Here is a 24,983-nt window from a genome sequence, read left to right on the forward strand (position 1 = left end):
ACGGTTGTGAGTAATACTCGTCACATCGGACAGCGCATTGGCAGGGAGATCACATGACTCGCTCGATTCACGAAACAGCAGTGGCAGCAGTGCTACGCGGTACCCCCGTTGTGCCGGGTGTCGGCTACGCCAAGTCGATCCGCCCAGGTCCACGGCCTACGATCGCGACGGATGCCGCGGTGATTCCGGAATCCGAGCGCGAGAGCCAGCTCGCGTCGTTCCAGCGCGCGGCGGCAACCGTCGCCGACAGGCTCGGTGACCGAGCCGCTTGCGCATCGGGTGCCGCATCGGAGGTGCTGGCCGCGAACGCCGCGATGGCACGCGATCGCGGCTGGCTCGCCGCCGCGTCGAAACTGATCGCGTCCGGTTCCTCCGCCAATGCTGCGACAGCAGGAGCGACCGACAAGTTCGCCACCATGTTCACCAAGCTCGGTGGGCTGATGGCCGAGCGGGTGACCGACCTCCGCGACGTGCGCGATCGCGTGATCGCCGAACTGGTCGGCGCGCCCGAGCCCGGCGTTCCGACCCCTGCGGTCCCGTCGATCCTTCTTGCCGACGACCTCGCCCCCGCCGACACGGCAGGCCTCGACCCGTCGCTGATCCTCGGGCTCGCCACCTCGCTCGGTGGACCGACCAGCCATACCGCGATCATCGCGCGGCAGTTGGGAATCCCGTGCGTGGTCGCGGTCGCCGGCCTCGACGACGTCCCGGCCGACGTCGACATCTTGATCGACGGCTCCACCGGTGACATCACCGTTGCACCCGATCCAGCACAGGCCGAGGCCGCCGTCGACGCGCATCGTGCCGACGCAGCGAAAGTCGCGCGTTGGGCAGGGCCAGGTGCAACCAGCGACGGTCACCGGATCGACGTGCTTGCCAACGTGCAGGACGGCGCGAGCGCGCAATCGGCGGCGAGTAATACTGCGGCCGAAGGGGTCGGCCTGTTCCGGACCGAACTGTGTTTCCTCGATCGCGACACCGAACCCACAGTCTCCGAGCAGACGCATATCTACAGCGAAGTTCTCGATGCCTTCGCAGGCCGCAAGGTGGTGATCCGAACGCTCGACGCCGGCTCGGACAAGCCGCTGCGTTTCGCGAATCATCCCGACGAGGCGAATCCCGCGCTGGGTGTGCGCGGTATCCGAATTGCCGCGCACGACAGCGGAATTCTCGATCGGCAACTCGATGCGATCGCCGCGGCGGCCGTTACCTCGCAGGCTCAGCCGTGGGTGATGGCGCCGATGATCGCCACGGCCGCAGAGGCGGAGTCGTTCGCGGGCAAGGTGCGTGAGCGCGGGTTGACACCCGGCGTGATGATCGAGGTGCCCGCAGCCGCTCTGCTCGCGGAGCAGATCCTCACCCACGTCGAATTTCTGTCGATCGGCACCAATGATCTTGCGCAGTACACGATGGCCGCAGATCGACAGTCGGCAGATCTGGCCGCGCTCACCGATCCGTGGCAGCCCGCGGTATTGCATCTGGTGGCGCGCACGGCAGCCGCGGGCACGGCTGTGACCAAGCCTGTCGGCGTGTGCGGCGAAGCCGCCGCGGACCCGCTGTTGGCTTGTGTGTTAGCGGGATTGGGGATCACGTCGCTCTCGTGCGCGGCCGCCGCGGTGTCGTCGGTCGGCGCGAAGCTGGCGTCAGTATCCCTCGACGACTGTCGACGTGCGGCTGCGGCGGCACTCGCAACCGCAGACCCCGCTGCCGCCCGCGCGGCAGCAGCAGCGATATTGCGCTGACGCCTACTTGTAGTACGGCGACATCTTCAGCATCGTCCGTTCCGCGAAAGGCCGTGCCAGCGGCACCAGGTGACGTTTCCAGCCCAGGGACGCGGCGATGTCGTCGGTGATCTTGTCGAAGTCGTAGCGCTGGTACTTCAGTAGCTTCTGACTTTCGGTCGTGTCGACCCAATCGGTGGCGTACGGCTTGTCCGCGAAGGCACTCTCGGGCAGCGGCCGCATTCCCATCGCACCCATGATGCGCGTCAGAAAATCCTTGTACGTGACCTGGCAGCCCGCCCCGCCGCCGATGAACATCGTTGCGCCCCAGACCTCGTCGGTCTCCAGCGCATTTGCCATCGCAAGGCCCAGATCCTTCGGATGAATCACCTCGATGCGATTGCGCAACCCGATCTCGTACATGATCGGTTCGGCCTTGCGCGGCCCGATGATCGGCACGTCGACGAACCGCGGGATGAACCACGTCAACCCCGACGCTCGCACGAGCGCCTCGCCCTCGATCTTGTGTTGGCTGTATTCGTCGATGGCGTCGAAGGGATCGTCGATTCGCCGGGGCGGCTGCTTGTCCACTGTGTTGCCGTGCACGTCGAAGGTGGACGAGAACACCAACTTCGGCGGTGTCGGCTGAGCCAGACACGCCGCAATGATGTTCTCGGTGCCGCCGACATTGATCTCTCGCGCCTTGTCGGGTGCGGCTTCGCTGCCCGGCGGGATCATCGCGGCCAAGTGCATGACGATATCGACACCGTCGACGGCCCCCTGCACCGTCGACGGGTCGCGGACATCGCCCCACACGACATGCGTCCTACCGTCGAAACGCTGCGCCTTGCGCCGCTCCCGCTCGGTTCCGAGTGCCAGGCTCCGCACCTCGTGGCCGCGATCGAGCAACGCCTCGAGCACGTAGGGCCCGATATTTCCGAAGGCACCGGTCAACAGTATTTTCATCGAGCCACCGATCTGATAGTTCCACTTCCCGGAATCAGCGGAAGATCCAGTGCAGTAACCAATTTCGCATCGACATCATCGAGATACGGGATGGCGTTGATGGCACGCATTCCTGTCGCAAGACAGCCGCCAGCGATCGGATCGTCGTCGCCCTCGTTACGGAACGCAGTCTCCTGGACGATGTTCGGGCTGCCTTTGATCTCGACCCGATAGACGTCGTTGTCCATCGACGACGCCCGCGGCCAGTCCGGCGCAGCTGCATTGGTGATCCGATTGACGTGCTCGATCACGATCTTCGCCTCGCCACCCACCCAGCCACGGATCTCGAAACGAACCGCCGCGCAGTGCCCCGGCTGGATCACGCCGTGCGGGAATTCGATCGGCTCCGTCGCCGCCCACTTCTCGTACGACGTGTCGATCCGGTCCAGTTCCACACCGACCGCGTCGGCGATCATCGGGATGGTGTGGCCCCACGCGAAGACCAAGATTTCCGGATACTCCAGCACGGCCTTCTGCTCGACCGGTGCGCCGATACCCATCGTCGAGCTGTAGTCGCCCGCGTAGTTCGCGTAGTCCAGCAGTTCCTGAATGCGAACGCTGTCGACCCGCCCGCACACGCCCATCAGCGTCATCGGAAACAGATCGTTGGCGAAACCCGGGTCGATACCCGTTGTGAAGCAGGCTTTCCCGCTGTCGGCGCAGGCTTTCTCCAGCTCGGTCAGCAGCCCGGGTGGGCACGGCTTCGGATACACCAGCGGCGTCATCGACGTGGATACCACGTGCTTGCCGGAGCGCAAAGCTGCAGACATGTTCTCGATGTTCTGCACCGCGAATTCCGCTGTCGGCCCGAAGTAGGCGACGGCATCCGCGTCCAGCGCCAGGGCGGCCGCTACATCCGTCGTCGCCGCGATTCCGGCCGACTTTCCGCCGATCAGTTCGCCGACATCGACGCCGTCCTTGGCGGAGTCGTGCACGATCACGCCGGCGAGCTCGAACTGCGGATGATCGAGCAGCTCTCGGATCACCAGTTTGCCGACAACGCCAGTGCCCCAGACGATTACCTTTTGTGCCATGACAATCCCTTCAGCGGAAGTATTCGCCGCCGTTGACGAACAGTGTTTGGCCGGTCAACATTCGCGCATAGTCGGACGCGAAGAAGATGGCGGAGTTCGCGACGTCGCCGTCCTCCGGGATCTCACCCAGCGGCATGTTCTTGGAGATGCTGCGCTTGACGTCGTCCTCGGATACGTTGCGCTGCTTGGCCATCATGCCGACGTAGAGCTCGACGTTGGGTCCCCACATCCACGTGGGAATCACCATGTTGAAGCGAATCTTCTTGGGGCCCAACTCGCGAGCGAGGGAGAACATCGCAGCCTGCAACGCGCCCTTCGACGTCGCATAGGCCGACTGCGGAATCTGTGGGTGATACGACGCCTGCGTGCCGATGAACACGACCGATCCGCCGTTGCGTTCCAGCTGGGGAAGCGCAGCTTGGGTGAGCTGCAGTGTGCCGATCACGTTGGCGTCCAACATTGCTCGCCAGGCATTCAGATCCGCTCCGGCCAGCCCGCCGAACACGTCTTCCTTGGCTGCGACGTTGATCAGGCCGTCGACGCTGCCGAACTTGTCCGCCGCGGTCGCAACCAACGTCTCGCACGCAGCGGCGTCGAGGATGTCGGTGACCACGTAGGCGACTCGTGCGCCGGTCGGATCGATCTCGTTCGCGACCGCTCGCAGGTTCTCCTCGGTGCGGGCACCGAGTACGACGTTGGCTCCGTCCCGGTAGGCAGCCAGCGCGATCTCGCGACCGAGCCCGGTACCGACACCCGAGACTATGACCGTCTTGCTGTCGAGCAACTGCCCCATGTGCTGGACTCCTGAAAAATCGTCGACGTGATCCACGCCATAACGTAACGGGGCGTTACGATAATTGCAATGTACCCGAACGACACGACGGACCAGGCAGGCGATCGCCGGCGAGGTCGCCCACGCGACCCCGCGATCGACGACGCCGCGCTGACCGCTACGCGCGACCTACTCGCCGAAATCGGCTGGGATGCAACGACGATGGTTGCGATCGCGGAACGCGCAGACGTGGGCAAACCCGCGTTGTATCGACGCTGGCCTTCCAAGACGCATCTGGTCTTCGAGGCGCTCTTCGGCTGGGTCGGCGAGCAACCACCCATCGCGGCGGCCGCCGACCCGGACGATTGGGCTCGCCAATCGTTCGCATACACCCTCGGACTGTTCGCTCGACCGGAAGTGCGCGCGGCGGTTCCCGGGCTGATCGGGGCGCTGCGCGATCACCCCGACCTGCAGGCATCGCTCTGGCGTGAGTTCGGGGCGCCCGGTGTGGCCATGCTCGCCGAGTCGCTGCGTCACGACGGCGTCGAACCCACCGCCGCCGATCGCGATGCCCAGGCAACCATGGTGTTGATCATGGGATCGAGCATGTTGGTGGGCCTGCTCGGCGACGATGCGTCGATCATCGCCGAGCGGCTACCGGACCTGATCCGCATTCCCCGCTGATTACTCTTGCTCGGCGCCTGAGGTCACCAACAGCCACGAGTACTCGAACGCCGCTTCCTTCCACTTCTCGTATCGCCCACTGACGCCGCCGTGCCCTGCGCTCATCTCGGTCTTGAGCAACAGCGGCGCGTCGCCGGTCTTGGTGGCGCGCAGCCGCGCGACCCACTTGGCGGGCTCCACGTACAGCACGCGGGTGTCGTTGAGGCTGGTGATCGCCAGGATCGCCGGGTAGTCCTTGGCCGCGACGTTCTCGTACGGCGAGTACGACTTCATGTACTCGTAGACGTCCTTGTCCGCCAGCGGATTTCCCCACTCGTCCCATTCGATGACCGTCAACGGCAACGACGGATCCAAGATCGACGTGAGCGGATCGACGAACGGGACGTTCGCCATGATTCCCGCGAACAATTCCGGTGCCAGGTTCGCCACCGCGCCCATCAGCAACCCGCCCGCGCTGCCGCCATCGGCCACCAGCCGCTCCGGCGTCGTCGCACCGGAATCGACCAGATGCTGTGCGCAGGAGACGAAGTCGGTGAAGGTGTTCTTCTTGGTGAGGGTCTTGCCGTTCTCGTACCAGAGCCTGCCCATCTCGCCGCCGCCACGGACGTGCGCGACCGCGAACACCATCCCGCGATCGAGCAGCGAGAGCCTCGCCACCGAGAACGCCGGATCCATGCTCGCCTCGTACGACCCGTACCCGTAGAGCAGGGTCGGAGCGGGCCGCTCCACACCTTTGCGCACGACCACCGAGATCGGAATCCGGGTGCCGTCGGCCGCGACTGCCCAATCACGATGCTGCTCATAGTTGTTCGCATCGAAGTCGCCGAGCACGGGCTGCTGCTTACGCAGTACCGTCGCACCGGTCGCCAAGTCGTAGTCGAGCACCTTGGCGGGCGTGATGAACGACGTGAGACCCAGTCGCAACGTCGGCTGCGACCATTCCGGGTTGCTGGACAGGCCGACGGAAAACAGTTCCAGATCGAAGTCCAGCTCCGTGTGCTCGCCGTAGCGTCCGTCGACGATCGGCCAGATCGCCAAGCGCGTCAACGCTTCTCGCCGGTAACTGAGTACAAGGTGGTTCTCGAATGCGTCGACTTCTTCGAGCCGCACGTCGTCACGGTGCGGGATCAACAGCGTCATGTTCGACGGATCGTCCACCGGCGCATCGGCAAGCACGAAGTTCTCTGCCTTCACGCCGTCGACCACGTCGTTGTGCATGATCAGAAACCGGTCTTCGCCACCGACGACGGCGTGCTCCACGTTGTACTCCACGCCTTCTCGGCGCGGCAGGATCACTCTGAATTCGCCTTCGGGATCTGCGGATTCGAGCATCCACCCCTCGGACGTGATCTTCGATCCGACCCAGATCAGCAGGTACTTCTCGCTGCGAGTCGACCCGATTCCCACCCAGTAGCGCTCGTCGGGCTCGTAGAAGACCTTGACGTCGTCGCCCTTGGACGTACCCAGCTTGTGCCGCCATACCGTGTCGGGGCGCCAGGCATCGTCGACCGTCTGATAGAAGAGGTGCGTGTGATCGACCGCCCAGGTAGCCCCCGGAGCGGTCTCGGGGATCTCGTCGGCGAGCAGTTCACCGGTGCCGAGATCCTTGAACCGCAACGTGTATCGCTCGTCGCCTACGGTGTCGACCGAGTAGGCCAGCAAGCTGCCGTCGTGACTGACGGAGAACGCGCCGAGCGAGAAGAAGTCGTGGCCTTCGGCCAACTCGTTGCTGTCGAGGAGCACCTGCTCGCCGACGATGTCGACACCGACGGCCAGTTCCGGCGGCGTCCAGTCGTCGGGATCGGTGACCGGGCAGCGGCAGCTGACGCCGTACTGCTTGCCTTCGAAACTGCGTGAGTAGTACCAGAATTCGCCGATTCGGATCGGAACGGAGAGATCGGTCTCCTGCGTCCGCGACTTGATCTCGTCGAAGATCTTCTCCCGCAGCGGTTGCAGGTTGGCGGTCTGTGCATCCGTGTAGGCGTTCTCTGCCTCGAGGTAGGCGATCACCTCGGGGTCGTCTTTGTCGCGTAACCATTCGTACTCGTCGACGAACGTGTCGCCGTGATGCGAGCGCTGGTGTGGAACCTTTTTTGCGATCGGCGGAGTCGAGACAGCGGGGTCGACAGACATGGCGTCCACCGTAGCCGAACGGTTACCGGGGTCTAGTGGAGCCAGTCGTCGAAGGACAGACCGGAGATCCGTTCGTACGCCTCGATGTAGCGCGCCCGCGTAGCGGTGACGACGTCGTCGGGCAACGGCGGCGGCGCGGTATCCGATGCGCGATCCCATCCGGAATCCGGACCGGTGAGCCAGTCGCGGACGAACTGCTTGTCGAAGCTGGGTTGGACGCGGCCCTCTTGGTAGGAGTCGGCAGGCCAGTAGCGCGACGAATCCGGCGTCAACACTTCGTCGGCGAGCACCAGGTTGCCCAGGTGATCTACGCCGAACTCGAATTTGGTGTCGGCCAATAGAATGCCGCGGTCCTCGGCGAACGCTGCGGCGCGGAAGTAGATGTCGAGTGTGTCGTCGCGCAGCTTCACCGCAAGATCGGGGCCGACTTTGTCGATCACCTGTTGGAAGTCGATGTTCTCGTCGTGCTCGCCAAGATCCGCCTTCGCCGCGGGCGTGAAGATGGCCTCGGGAAGCTTGCTGGACTCGACGAGGCCTGCAGGCAGGTCGATGCCGCACACGGCACCGGTGCGCTGGTAGTCGAGCAATCCCGAACCGGTCAGATACCCACGAGCCACACACTCGATCGGCAGCATCTTCAGCCTGCGGACCACCATCGAGCGGCCGAGGACTTCTTGCGGAATGCGGGCGTCGTCGGCGTCGCCCGCAAGATGGTTGACGTCGGCCAACTTGCGAAAGAAGAAGAAGCTCATCGCGGTGAGCACGCGCCCCTTGTCCGGAATGGGGGTGCTGAGCACGTGGTCGTAGGCGGAGATTCGATCACTCGCGACGAGCAGCATGTGATCGTCGTCGATCGCGTAGAGATCGCGAACCTTGCCTGCCGCGAGATGCTGATACGAGGTCAATGAGGGGCGCACCATGGCACCCTATCGGCCGGCAACCCCATCCGCGGAATACTCCTCACATCCCCGGTGGTTGGGCGAGGAAGACGATACGAAACAACCGAGGGGAATATGCGTGACGATCACCAGGGCAGATGTGGGTCTTCGCTCCGAGCGGGGGCCCATTCTGTTGTCGCTGATGCTGGCGACGTCGCTGGTTGCGCTGGATTCCACCATCATCGCCACCGCCGTGTTGACGATCGTCGGCGATCTCGGTGGATTTGCTCAGTTCCCATGGCTGTTCTCGATCTACCTGCTCGCCCAGGCCGTCACCGTCCCGATCTACGGCAAGCTGGCCGACACCTTCGGCCGTAAACCGGTGATGCTCTGGGGAATCGGCGTGTTTGCGCTTGGCTCACTGCTCTGCGGCTTCGCGACGAGCATGTTCGCGTTGATCGCGTTCCGAGCCGTGCAGGGTATCGGTGCCGGTGCTGTGCAACCCATGTCGATGACCATCGCGGGTGACATCTACACGCTGGAGGAACGCGCGAAGACGCAGGGCTACCTGGCGAGCGTGTGGGCGATGTCGTCGGTGGTGGGGCCGACCCTGGGCGGCGTGTTCTCCGAGTTCCTGTCCTGGCGCTGGATCTTCTTCGTCAACCTGCCGCTGTGCGCCGTCGCCGCCGCGATGTTGATCCGCAACTTCGACGAGCGCGGAACTCGCACCGGCAAACGCGTCGACTACGCAGGCGCCGCTCTCCTCGCCGTCGGCGCGGGTGCGCTGATTCTGGGGCTGCTGGAAGGCGGCCAGTCGTGGTCGTGGACCTCCGGTGCCAGCTTCACCGTGTTCGGAGTGGGCGTCGCGGCGCTGGTGGTATTCGCGTTCGTCGAACGGCGCGCAGAGAATCCGATCCTCCCGCTGTGGGTGCTCACGCGCAGGATCCTGGTGGCGAGCAGTCTGGTGTCGGTGATCGTCGGTGCCGTGGTGCTAGGCCTGACCTCCTATGTCCCGACCTACGTGCAGGGAGTGCTCGGCACCGGCGCCCTTGTCGCGGGGTTCGCGCTGGCAACCCTGACGCTGGGCTGGCCGATCGCCGCATCGCTGTCCGGCCGCATCTACCTGCGGTTCGGCTTCCAGCGGACAGCCTTGACCGGTGCCACGGTGGCGGCTGTCGGTGCGGTGCTGATGACCTTGCTCGGTGTCGGATCGAGCATCTGGCAGGTCGCGATCGTGTGCTTCGTGATCGGCGTCGGAATGGGGCTGGTCGCGAGCCCGACGTTGATCGCTGCCCAATCCAGCGTCGACTGGTCCGAACGCGGAGTCGTCACCTCCACCAACATGTTCGCCCGCTCGATCGGCAGCGCCGTCGGCGTCGCCGTCTTCGGTGCTCTGGTCAATGCGCGGGTCGGCGGTACCGATCACCCGGCGCCTGCCGAGCTGTCCGGCGCGGTTCACCTGGTGTTCCTCGGGGTCGCAGGCGCCACGATCGTGATGATCGCGGCAGCGGCTGCGATGCCGAGGCGTCGGAGGGCGAATGCGGCGACTACGACATGACCGTGCAACGATGAAGTGAACCGTTAGGCAGGTGAACGACGATGACACCCCGAGACGAGCTCGTCATCGCCCGCGCACAGCAGGCACGCAGGCAGCACCAACTGGTCGAGCACTATTTGTTCGACGACGCCCATGAGCGACTCGACGCCACCGCCGCACTCACCGCCAAAGCCCTCGGCTTTCCGTTCGCGCAGATCAACATCCTCGACGAGTTCTACCTGCATACCATCGCGCGGCATCGGTTCGGTGGACTCGACACGATGCCCCGCGATCAGACGATGTGCCAATTCACGATCGAGATGCCCAACCGGATTCTCGCCGTCGGCGATCTGCAGGCAGATCCTCGTTTCAACCACCTCGAAGGCGTGGTCGAAGGTGTGGTTCGCAGCTACGTCGGCGTTGCCTTGACCGGACGCGAAGGTGAGCGTGTCGGCACCCTCTGCGTATTCGACAGCGATGTGCGCACGATCGACGCCACACAGCTCGAATGGATAACCCAGTTCGGGGTCATAGTCGAAGACCAGCTGGAACGGGTGCGGCGGGCGACCGAACGCCAGATCGGCGACACCGTCGCGACCGCGAGCCTGTCGGCGGGAATCGAGAACGGCGAAATCGTGCCGTGGTACCAGCCGGTCGTCGACCTCGACACCGGCCACACCGTGGCCTACGAGGCGCTGGCGCGGTGGATCCGGCCGGACAACGAGGTCGAGGATCCCCGACGGTTTCTGCCGCTCGCCGAGGACAGCGACCTCGTCCTCGACCTCGACCACGCGATCCTGCGACAGGCGTTGGCAGATCTGCGGACCTTCCGGGTCGCGAGGCCCGATCTTCGGGTCAACGTGAACATCTCGACCCGGCATCTCGAGATAGACGGCGGCGCAGCTGCTCTTCACCAGATCGTCCGTGCCGCCGAGATTCCGCCCGACGCCGTCAACCTCGAGCTGACCGAGACTCGCAGCCTCTACGTCGGCAATCAGGTGATCGCGGCGGTAGCGGAACTCCGTGGCCATGGCTTCGGAGTGGTGCTCGACGATTTCGGATCGGGCTGGTCGTCGCTCGATCGCCTGTTGTATCTCGACATCACCGGATTCAAGATCGACCAGGCCGTGACGGCGGCGCTCGGCACGCCGGTCGCCGATGCCCTGGCGCGAGGGCTCGCTGTCCTGGCGAACGATTTGAATCTCGACACCACCATCGAGGGCGTCACCACGCAGCAGCAGCGCGAGCTGGCGAAGTCGTTCGGTTGCCGGGCAGCGCAGGGTTATCTCTGGACGCACCCGATCCCCGCGTCCGTCATCGGGTGAGCCGCTCAGATTCGACTCAGCAGGTTCGACTCATCAGTTTCGGCTCAGGGCGCCTTTGATCGACCCGGCAAGATAGTCCAGATCGGGCCTGCGTGGGCTCGTCGGCCTGCCGCGTAGCCCGAAGCCGTCGCCGCTGGTTCGCGGGATCACATGCAGGTGCACGTGGAACACCTCTTGACCGGCCGCGACGCCGTCGGCAAGGAAGAAGTTGACGCCATCGCACGCCACTTCGCTCTGCCGCAGTGCGGCAGCGAGGCGCTGGCCGACCTGGAACAGCTTGCCGCCGACCGCCGGATCGAGTTCGGCGAGGCTCGCCGCCTGCACCTTCGGAATCACCAGCAGATGGCCCGGGGTGAACGGGCGGATGTCCATGAACGCGAGTACGTCGTCGTCTTCGTACACGGTGCTCACCGGCGCCCGACCGGCGACGATGTCGGCGAAAATCGTGTGCGGATTCATTTCGGCGCTCCCGATCCCGCCTCGACGAACCCGCCGATCAGCTTGCCGTACAGGGCGGCAAACCGTGCCCGCGCGTCAATCTGCGCCTGCGTAAGACCGTTGGTCGCGCCCGGCGCATAGATCGAGAGGTGGACCGCGGGATCGTGGGTGTAGTCGATGGATCGGCTGCCCTGATCGGTGATCGTCGGGCTGCCGAAATCGACACCTCGCAGCGCCACGGTGTCCGCGATGGCATCGTCGATCAGGCATTTCGGGATGTAACCCGGCAACGACGGCGGTGGCGGATCGGGCGCACCGGACGGGCCGACCGCGTTCGGAGTGGACACCGCATGACCGTCCGCGTAGACGATCAACTCCGGCTGCAGGTTCGCTCGCCGCTGCCAGCCGTTCGGTGTGGTCACCAGTGTGAAAAGCACCGGAGTCTGGCCGGGTGCCGATCCGGGGGGCGGCGCCGACTCGGCCGTGCACGCGACGTTCGCCGGCTCGGGGTTGTCGGAACTCGCGCACGCCGTGGCCGCAAAGGCGACCGCGAGGATCGTCAACAGTCCGCGCAAGCCCATGGAACAACCGTAGCGCTAGAAACCGAAGCGCTAGAGAATCGGCGACGCCGAATACTTCGCAGCGTCTGGGAATCGCTCCACCAGCGCGGCAACATCTTCGATCACTCCGGACACCTGATCCTCGGCCGCGCCGATGAACGCCGACTTGTCCGCCAGCGCGTCATCGAGCTGCTTCCGGTCGAGTGGGAAGCGATCGTCGGCGGCCAGGCGATCCAGCAGGTCGGGTTCGGTGCCCTGCTCGCGCATCGCCAAGGCGACGGCAACTGCGTGTTCCTTGATCACCTCGTGCGCGCTCTCGCGGCCGACACCGGCGCGCACCGCCGCCATCAACATGCGGGTGGTCGCCAGGAACGGCAGGTAGCGGTCCAGTTCGCGCGAGATAACCGCCGGATAGGCGCCGAACTCGGCGAGCACCGTCAAGAACGTCTCCATCAGACCGTCGATCGCGAAGAACGCGTCCGGCAGCGCAACTCGTCGAACGACGGAGCAGAACACGTCGCCCTCGTTCCACTGCGCACCGGCCAGCTCGGCGCCCATCGACGCGTAGCCGCGCAGGACCACCTGCAGGCCGTTGACGCGCTCACACGACCGGGTGTTCATCTTGTGCGGCATTGCCGAGCTGCCGACCTGGCCGGGTTGAAAACCTTCGGTGACCAGCTCGTGCCCGGCCATCAGGCGGATCGTGTGGGCGAACGACGACGGCCCGGCGGCCACCTGGACCAGCGCCGAGAGCACCTCGTGGTCGATGGACCGCGGATACACCTGCCCGACGCTGGTGAACACGAATCCGAAGCCAAGATGGCGGGCGATCTGCTGCTCGAGGTCGTCGAGCTTCTTGGCATCGCCACCCAGCAGATCGAGCATGTCCTGCGAGGTACCCATCGGGCCCTTGATGCCGCGCAGCGGATAGCGACCGATCAGCTCTTCCAGCCGGGTAAGGGCCACCAGCAGCTCGTCGGCGGCGGACGCGAAACGCTTGCCGAGGGTTGTCGCCTGTGCGGCGACGTTGTGCGATCGACCGGCCATCACCGTCGACTGGTACTGCGCCGCCCGATCCGCGAGGCGCGCGGCGATCGCGACACCGTGTGCGTGGACGTGCTGCAGCGACAGCCGAATCTGCAGCTGCTCAACATTTTCCGTCAGATCGCGGCTCGTCATCCCCTTGTGGATGTGCTCATGTCCCGCCAAGGCATTGAACTCTTCGATCCGCGCCTTCACATCGTGCCGGGTCACTCGCTCACGGGCGGCGATCGATTCCAGATCGACCTTGTCGAGCACCTTCTCGTAATCGTCGACAACGCCGGCAGGCACCTCGACACCCAACTCGGACTGGGCTCGGAGCACCTCGAGCCAGAGCTTGCGCTCGAGCACGATCTTGTTCTCGGGAGACCACAACCGAACCAATTCGGGGCTCGCATACCGGGTGGCCAGGACGTTGGGGACTGTAGTCACGACTCACCAGTCTACGGACCGCACCGATCCCGAGAACTAGCGATCCTCCTGTGGAGCGACGATGTCGATTACCTCGAGCAACGCACCGCGCGCGGACCGTCGCGGATCGGGCTCGCGCTCGCTGAGGGCACCCACCACAGCACCGTCGACGATCGCCACCACTCGCCGCAACTGCTCCTGCCGAACGACGCGACCGGAACGGCGCAGAACGTCGGCGAGGATGTCGTCGAGTTGAGCACGCAACCGCGATTGCACCTCCCGCAACTCGGGATGGCGGGCCGATGCGATGAACCGCTCGTACCGCGAGATCAACTGCTCCTGATCGGCGGCGTCGTGGCTCGGCGCGCCGACGAGCAAGTCTACGATCAACTCCACCGTCGCCTCGGCAGCACGACGCCGATGGGTGACGTCGCCGATGCGGCCGCGCATGATGTCGAGCTCGAGATTTCCGCTGAACTCCACTGCGCGAGCGATCAAGTCGTCGAGCGACTCGAAGTAGTAGGTGGTCGATGCGAGCGGTAGATCGGCGCGGCTGGCGACAGAACGGTGCCGCACAGCATCGAATCCGCCTTCGAGCAGAAGTTCAGCAGCCGCCGCGACCAAGGCTTGGCGACGCCGTTCGCCCTTGGGGGTGGTCGCGGTGGTCACCGGACAATCGTGCCAGGGACCGACACGCCGTCGATGGAAAATCGCAAAGGAGACCGGTTCGACGGTAATTTCTCGCGTCTGCGCTCATAATCCGCGTAGACGTTCCAGTGCTTCCTCGATCTCGGCGGTTGCTCCAGCAAACGAAAAGCGCACTGTCCGGGTACCTCTCGCGGTATCGAAATCGACGCCGGGGGCGAGTGCCACTCCCGTCGTCGCGAGCAGCTGCGCGCACCAGGCGGTCGAATCGTCTGTCAGGTGACCGATGTGGGCGTATGCGTAGAAGGCTCCGTCGGCCGGTGCCAGTTCGGTGATTCCCACCTGCGGCAGTCCGGTCAACAGCAATTCACGGTTGGTGCCGTATCGCCGAACATGCCCGTCCAGTTCAACTTTCGCCTCCGCGGAGAACGCGGCGATCGCAGCGTATTGCGAAATGGTCGGCGGGCAGACCGTCATGTTCGACGCCAATCGCTGCAACGCCCGGCGCAATCCGGCCGGCACCAACATCCACCCGAGCCGCCACCCGGTCATCGAGAAGTACTTGGACGTCGAACCGATAACCACGGATTCGCGGGAAGTTTCCCAGGCACTTGCTGTTTCGGCATCGTCGCCGTAGGTGATGCCGTGGTAGATCTCGTCGGAAATCAGCAGGGTGCCGTGCTCGTCGCACCAGCGCGCGATCGCGGCGAGCTCGGTCGGGTCGATCATCGTGCCCGTCGGATTCGCGGGGCTCGCGACGACCAGGCCGGCGGGCGGCGCATGCAGCGCGTCCAGCATGGCGACCGTCGGTTGAAATCGGGTCTCGGGTCCGCAGTCGAGTTCGATCACGTGACACCCAAGCGCCGCAAGGGTATTGCGGTAGGCGGGATAGCCGGGACGGGCGACCACCACCGTGTCGCCGAGATCGAACGCCGCAAGGAAGATCAGCGTGAACGCGCCCGACGAGCCCGTGGTCACCACTACCTCGTCGGCGTCGACCTCGATCCCGTAGAGCGCACTGTGATGTTCGGCGATCGCCTCCCGCAGGGGCCGGACGCCGAAGGTTTCGGTATAGCCGAGCAACTCCGAATCGAGTGCGACCTTCGTTGCCCGCAGCACAGGCGCGGGTGCGGGGGTCGACGGCTGGCCCGCCGCGAGGGAAAGCACGTCACCGTGGGTTCGCGCCCGTTCGGCGGCGGCCTTCCACACGTCCATCACATGAAAAGGCTCGACCTTCGACCGCAACGATTCCGTCCGCACAGCCTCGACGCTAGCCGGGGCAGGTCTCGACCCGGCGTCGAGTTCCCAAGAACGCTGCGCGCGTTCGAGGACACGCTGTTATGGTCTGGCAGGTGATGCACGCCTGCCCAGACGTATTTCTCTGAGACTGAGGGCGAGCATGAGAACGATCGAAGGGCCGAGCGTAGAAGTGGGCCGATTTCGGGTGCTGGGCGCGGTGCTTGTCGCCGCGGCGCTTTTTGCTGCCGCCGACGCCGTCCACTCCCCGGTTGTACCGATGACGTTCGCCAGCGCGCACACGGTCGCGCCCGGGATCTACCAGAACGCGGCGAACGTGCAACCGCTCGATCTGGAACATCAGCAGCAGGTGTTGATGACGCCGCGGACTCGCCCCGAATACCTCGACCAGCTCGCCAAGGGCGAGAAGATTCGCGAAGGGCACGTCGTCGAAACGGCCGCCAAGGCCACCCTGGAGCGCGCCAAAGCCGAGGCCGCCGCAGCGATCGCAGGGCAGACTCCGCAGTCGATGATGGGCGGCAGCGCGACCATGGCGGGCGCGATCACGCCCGGCTCGAACGGTTACGTAGTGCCCGCGCACGGCACGTTCACCTCCGGTTTCGGGATGCGCTGGGGTGTCCTGCATGCAGGCATCGACATCGCAGGCCCGATCGGCACCCCGGAGTATGCGGTTGCCGCAGGAACCGTCATCGACGCGGGTCCGGCTAGCGGCTTCGGACTGTGGGTGCGGATCAGGCACGACGACGGCACGATCTCCGTGTATGGCCACATGTACGACTTCTTCGTTTCCGTCGGCGAGCGCGTCCCCGCAGGTATGCAGATCGCTCGGATGGGAAGCCGCGGCGATTCGACGGGCCCGCACCTGCACTTCGAGATCATCATCAACGGACAGCATGTGGATCCGCAGCGCTGGCTGGCGCTGCACGGGATCATGGTCGGCTGACGGCTACTGCCTTCGTCAGACGGTGATCGTGCCGTCGACAGCCGCGAGGCCGATATCGGTGCGATAGTGCCCGCCGGGCAATTTGATTGCGGCGATCGTCGCGTAGGCGTCGGTGCGGGCATCGGCAAGATCTGCGCCGGTGCCGACAATGCTCAACACTCGTCCGCCTGCCGACACCAATGCGCCGTCGTCGCGTCGGGCGGTGCCCGCGTGCAACACACCCTCGACGTCGGCGCCGGTGATCGCGTCGCCGGTGCGTGGCCGACCCGGGTAGTTCTCGGCCGCCAGCACCACGGTCACCGCGGCACCGTCACGCCACTTCGGTTGTGCCACATCGGCGAGCGTCCCCGTTGCGGTGGCGTAGAGCAGCTCACCGAGCGGGCTGTCGAGCAACGCGAGCACGGCTTGCGTCTCCGGATCGCCGAAGCGGCAGTTGAATTCGACGACGGCGGGCCCGTCGGAGCCGATCGCGAGCCCCGCATACAGCAGCCCGGAAAACGCGCTCCCCCGCGCAACAAGCTCTGCGGCAACAGGTTTCACCACATCGTCGACGATCTGCCGCAGCGTCTCGTCCGGCAACCACGGCAGCGGGGTGTACGCGCCCATGCCACCCGTGTTGGGCCCGACATCGCCGTCCCCCACCCGTTTGTGATCCTGCGCGGGCAGTAGCGGCACCACGGTTGCGCCGTCGACCAGGCAGAACAGCGACACTTCGGGACCGTCGAGAAACGATTCCAGCAACACAGGGTGGCCGTTCTCCAACAACTCGGCGGCGTGATCGCGCGCGGCAAGCCGGTCGGTCGTCACCACCACACCCTTACCTGCGGCGAGCCCGTCGTCCTTGACCACCCAGGTCGGACCGAACCTGTCGAGCGCGGCGTCCAATGCCGCTGGGCTGTCGACGATCTCGCTGTGCGCGGTACGCACACCAGCCACGGCCATCACATCTTTGGCGAACGCCTTGGACCCCTCGATGCGGGCAGCATCCGCGGACGGACCGAAGCACGCGATGCCCGCCGCACGCACCGCGTCGGCGACACCGAGTACCAGCGGGACCTCGGGTCCGATCACGACGAGGTCGGCAGCCACCTCGCGCGCAAGGGTCACGACCGCATCGCAGGACGAAGCATCGACGGAATCGACCGCCGCGACCGCCGCGATGCCCGCGTTGCCGGGCGCGCATCGCACCTCGGTCACTCCGGGGTCGCGCGCCAAGGCGAGAACTAGAGCGTGTTCACGGGCACCGGAGCCGATTACGAGTACGCGCACGGGTGTCAGCGTACTTCGGCCGTTCTCGACAACCGCGAGCCCTGCCGCTACCGTGACAACTTATAGTTCGTAATTCCGGAATATTGGATTACCGGAACCACGGGAAGGTTCGGATGAGAACAACCAGCTACCTGGCCTCGGCGGTCGCCCTTGCGATAGTCGTCGGGCTCACCGCGTGCGGTTCCGACGAGGACGCAAGCGCGTCGCCCACCTCGTCGGCGCCGTCTGCACAGCCGACCGACTGCGCGCCGCTGCCGGAGCCGGACACCACGTCTGTGCCCGGCTGGATCGGCTACCTCGGCGCACACGGCGACGACACCGGCCTGGCCATCGACAACGGAACAGGCACCCGAATCGACCACCGCCCCGACGACAAGCGACCGCTCGCATCGACCGTCAAGGTCGTACACCTTGCCGCGTACGCGCAGGCCGCAGCAACTGGGCGAATCGATCCCGACCAGCAGATCCCCGTCGCCGACTGGGAGCGCTGGTACCTGCCCGGCAGCGACGGCGACGCACATCCGCGGGCGCTCGCTCGGCTCGGCAATCCCACCTCGGTCACGATCGACCAGCTGGTCAGCGCGATGATGCAGGAGAGCGACAACGCCGCCGCCGACTATCTGCTCGACCGCCTCGGCGACACGGCTCTGACCGACGCCGCCCGGACAGGTGGCTGGCAGGACTTCGCCCCGGCGTCGAAACTCGGATCCATGCTGCGGGCAAAAGACGCGACGATCACCGTGGGCAACGAGCGTGACGCGGCCCGTCGCTACGTCGCCGAACCGGCGTATCGCAAGCGGATGGCCGCCCTCCCGCTGCCCGGAATCGACGAGCAGGTCGCATGGGCCGATACGACCGAGGCGGGTTCGGCTGCCGATGTCGCGTCGATCATGCGGTCCATCGCAACCGGGGAATTCGGGCCGGGCGCCGATGTCGCCCGGCGCCAGCTGGAATGGCAGCCAACGATCCCTGGTCTTACCGCTGTCGGCTTCAAGAGCGGATCGTTGCCGGGTGTGCTTACGGATGCCTTCTACATTCGGCGACCCGACGGGACGGTCGGCACAGCTGTCCTGCTCAACCGACGAATGCCGACCGAATCTTGGGCCGGCGCTGTGCAGTCGTTGCCCGAGCAGCAATTGCTGCTCGCGGCACTGCTGAAACCGGAGGCCGCAGGCCAGCTACAGTGCGCGGTGTGAGCGAACCTCGCGGACTCGACGCGCGGGTCTCCGAATTGGAGTCCCGCGTCGCCGCGCTGGAAGGCGACGCACCTCCCGCCGCTGCCGACGAGACTGCCGGCGCGGGGATCGTCGGCTATCAAGGCAACGTGAGCGTCGGCGGTGGGCCCATCGACTGGGCGATCCGGTACGACGCAGCAGCTGCATTGCGCATACCGAGCGAACAACTGGCGGAAGTGTTGGCGGCGTTGGGAAGTCCGGTTCGGTTGGCACTGGTTCGGACATTGCTCCGCGGCCCGACGAGCACCAAGGAGCTAGAGGCGGCGGCCGATCTCAGCTCCCCCGGTCAGCTCTACCATCATCTCCGGGCACTCACCGGTGCACGCGTGGTCGAACCGCACGGTCGTGGCACGTATCGGATCGCGGGGCCGAAAGTTGTTCCGGTACTGGTACTTATCCTCGCTGCCGCCGATATCGCCGGAGAGCTCGGCTAAGGCAAACCGGGCTAGCCGCCGGCCGAGTCGACCAGTCGTGCGGCAGCCGATCGAGGAACGACGACCACCGGAACCGGCGAATCGCGCACGATCTTGATAGCGCGCGAACCGAGGAACACCCGCGCCACCGGACCCGACTTGCTCGAGCCGACCGCCAAGATATCGCCGGGCTGCCAGTCGATGTCTTCCAACGCTTCCGACCACGTGCGACCGTGCCCGATCGCCGATGTGAGTCCGTCCGGGACGTCGGGCAGTGCGCGCACCCTGTCGATGGCTGCGGCCGTCTGCCGCTCCACATCGCCGACCCACGTTGCGACCACAAGGTTTTCGCCGTCCGATCCCAACTGCGTGGTGTACGGCGTCGGGCCTCGAACAGCGAAGGCCGCGAGGCGCAGGCTCGCCTTCAGCCGCGCCGCGACCGCTGCGGATGCCAACACCAATTCGTCCTGCTCCAGAGTCCCGTCGTACGCGGCAGTGACCCGAGCGATGGTCTGATTCGGCTTGACCCGAAATCCTCTCGGGGACAACGCGACCGAGACGTCCGAGCTGTAGAGCAGGCGCGACGTGACGCTCCCGAGGGCCACATGCCCGAATACGCCTGCCGACGACGAGCCGAGCACGATGATCGTTGCCGCGTGCCTGTTGGCAAGCTCCAGGATGCCCGTCGACGTCGATGGCGCCTCGTGCACAACGTAGGTCGCGCTGATTCCCTGCGGCACCTCTTGGCGCGCGGTGTCCAGAGCAGCGGATGCCGCCGTTGCCATGTAGTCGCGGAAGTCACCGTCGATCCGGGCGAGACCCGGCGCGGGTGCGGACGGGATGATCGAGCACACCACCAGGTCTTCACCCGTCGACGCAGCCAGGAGCGCGGCCAGATGTATTGTCGCGGTGCTTTTTCCGTCCGGTGCGTAACCGACGACCAACGTCATGCCGTGTCTCCTGTGGTCAGCCCCGCGGGCTCGCCGCGGCCGAGCCGTGAATGCTTGATTCCGTAGCAGAAGTACCAGACCAGCGCGACCGCCACCCAGACGAGAAACACGTAGATGGTGACCGGTCGCAGATCTTTGATGATCCACAGGCAGCCGACGACCGACAGCACCGGAGTGACGGGATACCCGGGGACCTTGAAGCTGCGCGGAATGTCAGGCGCCGTTCGTCGCAGCACCACCACGCCGATCGACACGACGAGAAACGCGACAAGCGTTCCGATGCTGGTCATCTCGGCCAAGAAGTTGATCGGGATGAAGCCGGCGAGAATGCTGATCAGCACGCACACCACCACGGTGTTGTGCACCGGCGTCATGGTCCGCGGATTCACCCGGTGAAACAGCGACGGGATCATCCCGTCACGCGACATCGCGAACAGAATTCGGGTCTGCCCGTAGATCACCACCAAGGTCACGCTGAAGATGGACACCACAGCACCGGCGGCCAACAGCGTTCCCGGCCAAGCGGATCCGGTGACCTGCTCGAGGATCGCGGACAGTCCGGCTTCCTGGTCCTTGAAAGCAGACGGTTCCTGGGCGCCGATCGCTACTGCGACGACCGCGATGTAGACACCGGTCACAGCGACCAGCGCGATGAGGATGGCCAACGGCATGTTGCGGTGCGGATTCTTCACCTCCTCACCTGCTGTAGACACGGCGTCGAGGCCGATGTACGAGAAGAAGATGATGCCCGCCGCCGACATGATGCCGCTGAATCCGAAAGGCGCGAAGTTCGCGAAATGATCGCTGTTCCAACCGCCGAGCCCCACGACCACGAACAGCGCGAGGATCAGCAGCTTGATCGTCACCATCACAGCGTTGGTCTTCGCCGACTCGCTCGCACCCCGGACCAGCAGCACCCCGCACAGGCAGACCAGCACAACGGCGGGCAGGTTGATGATGCCGCCTTGCTCGGGTGCCTGCGACAGGGCGTCGGGTATCTGGAACCCGAAGATGTTGTTCAGCAACTCGTTCAGGTATTGCGACCAGCCGACGGATACCGCCGCAGCAGACACGCCGTACTCCAGCAGCAGGCAGGCGCCCACCGCCATCGCGGGCATCTCGCCGAGCGTCGCATAGGCATACGAGTACGACGATCCCGAAACCGGCACGGCGCCAGCTAGTTCCGCGTAGCAGATCGCGGTGAGCCCCGCGACGACGCCGGCGACGACAAACGAGATGAGCGTTGCTGGCCCGGCGACCGGCACTGCCTGGGCAAGGACGAAGAAGATTCCGGTGCCGATCGTGGCACCGATTCCGAACATCGAGAGCTGGACGAGTCCGATCGATCGCTTCAACTCGCTACCGCCGGTGTCCGCCCCCGTCTCGGCGCTCATCGCGACCACCGGTTTACGCCGCAGAACCTGGTTTGCCAACGACGCCATGGGGAACTCCTGCCCGCAAGCCAACGTGAGGCATTCATAGTGCGCCGCGCACCGATGCCGCACAAGCAGAACGGACAGTTCAGGCGTCGAGCCTGAGTTTCTCCACTATTTGCCGGGCTGACTGCTTTCGGCCACTGCCTGCCGGAAGACCCAGCGCAGTCCGACGAACCGAGCAAGCGTCGCAAGTAGATTCGCTGCGACCAGGACCACGAGCTCCACATGCTTGGACGCCGACGGCACCCATTCGTGCAGACCGAACAACGACCCGCTGGTCAGGAGCAGACCGAAGCCGAAAATCGCCAGCCCTTGCAGTTGATGTTTCGCGGCCTTGTCGCCGCCTCGCACACCGAAGGTGAATGCGCGGTTGGCGGCCGTATTGAAGATCGCGGTGGCGAGCAACGCCAGGAAGTTGGCGACCTGCGCACCGACCGCCCCGTGCAGCATCAGGTACAAGATCGCGTAGGCGACGGTGCTGGCAACGCCGACCACACCGAATCGGACGAGCTGGCCGATCATTCCGCGCGGCACTCCGGGCACCAGCGGCTCCCGTCCCATGCTGAGGCGCAATTCGTCCAACGGCAACGTTCCGAGTGTCAGTGCGCGACCGAGACGCCAGACACCGAGGAGATCCTTCTTGACGGTGTCGACGATGTCGACGCGACTGTCCGGGTCGTCGACCCAGTCGACCGGCACCTCGTGGATACGTAAGCCGATGCGTTCGGCGAGGATCAGCAGTTCGGTGTCGAAGAACCATTCGCTGTCCTCGACCACCGGCAGCAGGCGGCGCGCGACCTCGGTCCGCATCGCCTTGAAACCACACTGCGCATCCGAGAACTTGGCGTGCAGCGACGCGCGCAGAATCAGGTTGTAGCTGCGCGAGATGAACTCCCGCTTGGGACCGCGGACCACCCGCGACGTGCGGCTGAGCCGAGACCCGATCGCCAGGTCCGAATGGCCCGACACCAGCGGTGCGATCAGCGGCATCAGCGCGTTGAGATCGGTGGAGAGGTCGACGTCCATGTACGCCACGACCTCGGCGTCCGAGGCACACCACGCGGTGCGCAACGCCCGGCCGCGGCCCTTCTCGTCGAGGTGGACCACCCGGATGCCGTCGAGATCCAGCGCGACCCGGTAGGCGATGGCCAGCGTCGAATCGGTGCTTGCGTTGTCCGCGATGGTGATTCGTGCCGAGTAGGGCACTTCCTCGGTGAGGAAGTCGTGCAGGCGGCGAACACATGCCTCGAGGTCGGCTTCTTCGTTGTAGACGGGGATGACGATGTCGAGAGTGGGTGCCAGCAGGTCCACCGAGCTCTCCGGCCGCCATGCGCGTCCGGATCGCGGCATCGATTTGGTCATGGTTGAACTCTGCTGCGGCAAGCTGTCGCGATCCTGCGTCCAGGCTGGCAGTTGGCTGTGCGCACCCGACTCGGTCGGGTCGGCACTATCCTCGGCCCCATGGCATCCGTTTTCAGCGCGATCATCGCCGGCGACATCCCTGGTCGATTCGTCTGGGAGGACGACGACGTCGTCGCATTCCTGACCATCGCTCCCGTCACGCAAGGCCACACCCTGGTGGTACCCCGCCAGGAGATCGATCAGTGGCAAGACGTCGACGGCGCGGTCTTCGCGAAGGTCACCGCCGTCGCGCAGGCGATCGGTCGCGGCGTCCGCAAGGGCTGGGACGCGCCCCGAGCCGGGCTGCTCATCGCGGGTATCGAGGTGCCGCATCTGCACCTGCATGTGTTCCCGGCGTGGGAGATGAACAATTTCGACATCTCCGGTGCCGACGCGAATCCGTCGGCGGAGTCGCTCGATCAGGCTGCGGCGACGTTGAAGGGTGCGCTTCGCGACCTCGGCTACGGCGACACCGTCCCCGCCTGAACCGGCTCGGGCGCCGGTTCCCGCACTCTCGGCAGCGCGACCGTGAAAGTCGCACCCTTGCCCGGCGCGCTCGACACGGACACCTCCCCGTGGTGGGCAGCGACCAGCGCCGACACGATCGACAGGCCGAGCCCGGTTCCGCCGCTGCTGCGGTTGCGGGACGCGTCCGTGCGATAGAAGCGCTCGAACACGCGCTCGGAATCGTGGTCGGGTAAGCCAGGACCGGTGTCGACCACCTGCAGCAGCGCTTGGTCTTCGGTGGTGGACACCCGGACGGTGACGTGCGCGGAGGTCGGTGTGTGCGTCAGCGCGTTGTTCACCAGGTTCGCGAGCACCTGCCGCAACCGGGCCTCGTCACCGATCACTTCCGGTGTGCCCGGCCCGTCCAGAACCTCCATGTCGATGGTGCGTTCCGGGGCAACAGCCCGCGCGTCGTGCACGGCGTCGCTGGCGAGGGAGAGCAGGTCGACGGGCTTGCTTTCCAGCGGTCGCTGCGCGTCGAGGCGGGCAAGCATCAGCAGATCTTCCACCAGCAGACCCATTCGCGCCGACTCGCTTTCGATGCGGTTCATCAGCATCGCGGTGTCGTTCGTCGCGCCCTGCCGATACAGCTCCGCGAAGCCGCGAATGGTGGTCAAGGGGGTGCGCAACTCGTGGCTGGCGTCGGCGATGAAGCGTCGCATCTTGTCTTCCGACCGGCGGGCAGCCGCCTCCGACGCCGCGGTGGCAGCGAACGCATGTTGGATCTGCGCGAGCATGCCGTTCAATGCGACGGAGAGTCGATCCACTTCGGTGTTGTTGTTGCGCACCGGTACTCGTCGATGCAGGTCACCCGCGGCGATCGCGGCGGCCGTGCCCTCCACCGCACGCAACGGGCGCAGACTGCGGCGAATCACGAAGTAGCCGCCGAACGCCAGCGCGATCAGCACCGCCGCGCCGATGCTCATCTGCAGCACGATCAGCTTGTCGACGGTCTCGTTGTTCTCGGTCAGCCTGATCGCGACCGTGGTGGTTCCGGCAGGTGTCGCAGTTGTCAGCGCTCGCCACTCGACGGGCGAATCCCCCACCGATGGAACGGTTTCCGGAGACGTTCCCAAGGTGGCGGGCAGATCCGGCGTCACACCGCCGTCGTTGATGATCAGTTGCGTATTACCTGCGGGATCGCGGACCTGAACGTAGAACTGGGTGGGCGGCCTGCCCGGGTTCGGTTCCTTCGGCGGCGACAGCGGCCGACCGAACCGCGGTTTGGCCCAGCCCTGCGCGGCGTCGTGCAGCTGCTGGTCCGTGCGATGAGTCAACGATCGCTCGATCGCCGACGTCACCGCCACACCCGACGCCATCAGCCCCAATGCGGCCAGAACCACCAGCGCCGCAACGAGAGTGAAGCGCAGGGGAATTCCGGACAGTCT

Annotated in this window: 23 protein-coding genes; 8 read left to right on the forward strand and 15 right to left on the reverse strand. The window is 65.5% G+C overall.

The features are described from left to right. The first annotated feature begins 53 nt into the window (after positions 1-53). A complete protein-coding gene (ptsP, locus tag FOY51_RS16045) occupies positions 54-1,742 on the forward strand; it encodes a phosphoenolpyruvate--protein phosphotransferase (protein ID WP_149431264.1) in 1,689 nt (562 codons plus the stop codon). A 3-nt stretch (positions 1,743-1,745) separates the two neighbouring features. On the opposite strand, the gene FOY51_RS16050 is transcribed toward ptsP, so the two are convergent. The 3 genes from FOY51_RS16050 to FOY51_RS16060 are packed head-to-tail and all read right to left on the reverse strand — an operon-like array spanning position 1,746 to position 4,553. After that, positions 1,746-2,687 carry an NAD-dependent epimerase/dehydratase family protein gene (locus FOY51_RS16050; protein WP_149431265.1) on the reverse strand — a complete coding sequence of 314 codons (942 nt, stop codon included), beginning with the start codon at positions 2,685-2,687 and terminating at the stop codon, positions 1,746-1,748. Continuing rightward, entirely contained in the window at positions 2,684-3,760 is a 1,077-nt protein-coding gene (locus FOY51_RS16055) for an NAD(P)H-dependent amine dehydrogenase family protein (protein ID WP_149431266.1), read from the reverse strand. Before FOY51_RS16055 ends, FOY51_RS16050 begins: the two co-directional genes overlap by 4 nt. Positions 3,761-3,770: 10 nt before the next feature. Further along, a complete protein-coding gene (locus FOY51_RS16060) occupies positions 3,771-4,553 on the reverse strand; it encodes an SDR family oxidoreductase (protein ID WP_149431267.1) in 783 nt (260 codons plus the stop codon). 69 nt (positions 4,554-4,622) lie between these two features. Between FOY51_RS16060 and FOY51_RS16065 the strand changes: the two genes are divergently transcribed. Continuing rightward, positions 4,623-5,216: a TetR/AcrR family transcriptional regulator gene (locus FOY51_RS16065; protein ID WP_149431268.1), complete on the forward strand. Its 594-nt coding sequence runs from the start codon at positions 4,623-4,625 to the stop codon at positions 5,214-5,216. Here FOY51_RS16065 and FOY51_RS16070 read toward each other — a convergent pair whose 3' ends face one another. Continuing rightward, positions 5,217-7,349, reverse strand: coding sequence for a S9 family peptidase (locus FOY51_RS16070; RefSeq protein WP_149431269.1), 2,133 nt, complete (start codon positions 7,347-7,349; stop codon positions 5,217-5,219). Between the two features lie 32 nt (positions 7,350-7,381). Continuing rightward, on the reverse strand, positions 7,382-8,266 hold the full coding sequence (locus FOY51_RS16075) for a phosphoribosylaminoimidazolesuccinocarboxamide synthase (protein WP_149431270.1): 885 nt from the start codon (positions 8,264-8,266) through the stop codon (positions 7,382-7,384). A 100-nt stretch (positions 8,267-8,366) separates the two neighbouring features. On the opposite strand from FOY51_RS16075, the gene FOY51_RS16080 reads away from it, so the two are divergent. Together FOY51_RS16080 and FOY51_RS16085 are read left to right on the forward strand one after the other, a co-directional pair. Beyond that, the gene (locus FOY51_RS16080) at positions 8,367-9,785 is read left to right on the forward strand and encodes an MDR family MFS transporter (protein ID WP_235916400.1); all 1,419 of its coding nucleotides are present in this window, start codon (positions 8,367-8,369) and stop codon (positions 9,783-9,785) included. Between the two features lie 41 nt (positions 9,786-9,826). Then, on the forward strand, positions 9,827-11,089 hold the full coding sequence (locus tag FOY51_RS16085) for a sensor domain-containing phosphodiesterase (RefSeq protein ID WP_149431272.1): 1,263 nt from the start codon (positions 9,827-9,829) through the stop codon (positions 11,087-11,089). A gap of 33 nt (positions 11,090-11,122) precedes the next feature. On the opposite strand, the gene FOY51_RS16090 is transcribed toward FOY51_RS16085, so the two are convergent. The 5 genes from FOY51_RS16090 to FOY51_RS16110 form a co-directional block, all read right to left on the reverse strand. Continuing rightward, positions 11,123-11,548 carry an HIT family protein gene (locus tag FOY51_RS16090; RefSeq protein WP_149431273.1) on the reverse strand — a complete coding sequence of 142 codons (426 nt, stop codon included), beginning with the start codon at positions 11,546-11,548 and terminating at the stop codon, positions 11,123-11,125. After that, positions 11,545-12,108, reverse strand: coding sequence for a hypothetical protein (locus tag FOY51_RS16095; RefSeq protein ID WP_149431274.1), 564 nt, complete (start codon positions 12,106-12,108; stop codon positions 11,545-11,547). The genes FOY51_RS16090 and FOY51_RS16095 overlap by 4 nt, the downstream gene beginning before the upstream one ends. Positions 12,109-12,138: 30 nt before the next feature. After that, positions 12,139-13,560, reverse strand: a complete 1,422-nt coding sequence (gene purB, locus FOY51_RS16100) for an adenylosuccinate lyase (RefSeq protein ID WP_149431275.1) — start codon at positions 13,558-13,560, stop codon at positions 12,139-12,141. Positions 13,561-13,596: 36 nt separating this feature from the next. Then, entirely contained in the window at positions 13,597-14,208 is a 612-nt protein-coding gene (locus tag FOY51_RS16105; RefSeq protein WP_149431276.1) for a TetR/AcrR family transcriptional regulator, read from the reverse strand. Between the two features lie 84 nt (positions 14,209-14,292). Further along, positions 14,293-15,444: a pyridoxal phosphate-dependent aminotransferase gene (locus FOY51_RS16110; RefSeq protein WP_149431277.1), complete on the reverse strand. Its 1,152-nt coding sequence runs from the start codon at positions 15,442-15,444 to the stop codon at positions 14,293-14,295. A gap of 139 nt (positions 15,445-15,583) precedes the next feature. On the opposite strand from FOY51_RS16110, the gene FOY51_RS16115 reads away from it, so the two are divergent. Further along, entirely contained in the window at positions 15,584-16,384 is an 801-nt protein-coding gene (locus FOY51_RS16115; RefSeq protein ID WP_149431278.1) for a M23 family metallopeptidase, read from the forward strand. Positions 16,385-16,399: 15 nt separating this feature from the next. On the opposite strand, the gene purD is transcribed toward FOY51_RS16115, so the two are convergent. Continuing rightward, positions 16,400-17,653 (reverse strand): phosphoribosylamine--glycine ligase, encoded by a 1,254-nt coding sequence (gene purD / locus FOY51_RS16120; RefSeq protein ID WP_149431279.1) that lies wholly within the window; start codon positions 17,651-17,653, stop codon positions 16,400-16,402. Between the two features lie 113 nt (positions 17,654-17,766). Between purD and FOY51_RS16125 the strand changes: the two genes are divergently transcribed. Then, complete coding sequence (locus tag FOY51_RS16125; protein ID WP_235916402.1) at positions 17,767-18,849, forward strand: serine hydrolase; 1,083 nt, start codon at positions 17,767-17,769, stop codon at positions 18,847-18,849. Then, the gene (locus FOY51_RS16130; protein ID WP_235916403.1) at positions 18,846-19,322 is read left to right on the forward strand and encodes an ArsR/SmtB family transcription factor; all 477 of its coding nucleotides are present in this window, start codon (positions 18,846-18,848) and stop codon (positions 19,320-19,322) included. Before FOY51_RS16125 ends, FOY51_RS16130 begins: the two co-directional genes overlap by 4 nt. A gap of 11 nt (positions 19,323-19,333) precedes the next feature. Here FOY51_RS16130 and FOY51_RS16135 read toward each other — a convergent pair whose 3' ends face one another. The 3 genes from FOY51_RS16135 to FOY51_RS16145 all read right to left on the reverse strand — a co-directional run bounded on the left by FOY51_RS16135 (position 19,334) and on the right by FOY51_RS16145 (position 23,037). Further along, positions 19,334-20,251 carry a universal stress protein gene (locus tag FOY51_RS16135; RefSeq protein ID WP_149431281.1) on the reverse strand — a complete coding sequence of 306 codons (918 nt, stop codon included), beginning with the start codon at positions 20,249-20,251 and terminating at the stop codon, positions 19,334-19,336. Further along, on the reverse strand, positions 20,248-21,693 hold the full coding sequence (locus tag FOY51_RS16140) for an amino acid permease (protein ID WP_149431282.1): 1,446 nt from the start codon (positions 21,691-21,693) through the stop codon (positions 20,248-20,250). The genes FOY51_RS16135 and FOY51_RS16140 overlap by 4 nt, the downstream gene beginning before the upstream one ends. Before the next feature lie 105 nt (positions 21,694-21,798). Continuing rightward, positions 21,799-23,037 (reverse strand): bifunctional glycosyltransferase family 2/GtrA family protein, encoded by a 1,239-nt coding sequence (locus FOY51_RS16145; protein WP_235916418.1) that lies wholly within the window; start codon positions 23,035-23,037, stop codon positions 21,799-21,801. Between the two features lie 111 nt (positions 23,038-23,148). On the opposite strand from FOY51_RS16145, the gene FOY51_RS16150 reads away from it, so the two are divergent. After that, positions 23,149-23,574 carry an HIT family protein gene (locus FOY51_RS16150; protein ID WP_149431284.1) on the forward strand — a complete coding sequence of 142 codons (426 nt, stop codon included), beginning with the start codon at positions 23,149-23,151 and terminating at the stop codon, positions 23,572-23,574. Here the strand turns inward: FOY51_RS16150 and FOY51_RS16155 are convergent. Continuing rightward, entirely contained in the window at positions 23,550-24,971 is a 1,422-nt protein-coding gene (locus FOY51_RS16155) for a sensor histidine kinase (RefSeq protein ID WP_371830453.1), read from the reverse strand. The genes FOY51_RS16150 and FOY51_RS16155 overlap by 25 nt on opposite strands. Positions 24,972-24,983: the final 12 nt, after the last annotated feature.

It is taken from the genome of Antrihabitans cavernicola, assembly GCF_008297975.1.
Classification (GTDB): domain Bacteria; phylum Actinomycetota; class Actinomycetes; order Mycobacteriales; family Mycobacteriaceae; genus Antrihabitans; species Antrihabitans cavernicola.